Here is a 794-nt window from a genome sequence, read left to right as displayed (position 1 = left end):
GCATTGCGCTGATCATCATGCCAGTGGCAACGCGGATGGTGATTGATAACGCCACCGTTCTGGCGAATTACTTTGCCATCAGCGAATTGACTATTGGTCTGACGGCAATCGCTATCGGCACGAGTCTGCCGGAACTGGCAACCGCGATAGCCGGTGTTCGCAAAGGTGAAAACGACATCGCCGTCGGTAATATCATTGGCGCGAATATTTTTAATATCGTCATCGTGCTGGGTCTGCCGGCGCTGATTACGCCAGGGGAGATTAACCCACTGGCGTACAGCCGTGACTACAGCGTGATGTTGTTGGTAAGCATTATTTTTGCGTTGCTGTGCTGGCGACGCTCCCCGCAACCGGGCCGTGGCGTAGGGGTATTATTAACAGGCGGATTTATCGTATGGCTGGCGATGTTGTACTGGTTATCGCCAATACTCGTTGAATAACTGGAAACGCATTATGTCGCACGTAGAGTTGCAACCGGGTTTTGACTTTCAGCAAGCAGGTAAAGAAGTCCTGGCGATTGAACGTGAATGCCTGGCGGAGCTTGATCAATACATCAATCAGAATTTCGCGCTCGCTTGCGAAAAGATGTTTTGGTGTAAAGGTAAAGTCGTGGTTATGGGGATGGGCAAATCGGGACACATTGGACGCAAAATGGCCGCGACCTTTGCCAGCACCGGTACTCCGTCATTTTTCGTCCATCCTGGCGAAGCCGCGCATGGCGATTTAGGCATGGTCACCCCGCAGGATGTGGTAATAGCTATCTCTAACTCTGGTGAATCCAGCGAAATCAATGC

2 protein-coding genes are annotated in these 794 nt (G+C 51.4%); both read left to right on the top strand.

The window, feature by feature from the left end; translation table 11 throughout:
- Positions 1-440 (top strand): calcium:cation antiporter family protein (locus EQY_RS0123800; protein WP_000507881.1); only part of this gene is annotated, 440 nt, incomplete at its 5' end.
- 13 nt (positions 441-453) lie between these two features.
- The coding region (locus EQY_RS0123795; protein ID WP_000020001.1) for an SIS domain-containing protein at positions 454-794 on the top strand (341 nt) is incomplete at its 3' end.

This window comes from Escherichia sp. TW14182 (assembly GCF_000208525.1).
GTDB lineage: Bacteria > Pseudomonadota > Gammaproteobacteria > Enterobacterales > Enterobacteriaceae > Escherichia > Escherichia ruysiae.
Note: the sequence above shows the minus strand (reverse complement) of the source record. Positions and strands in the feature narration are given on the sequence as shown.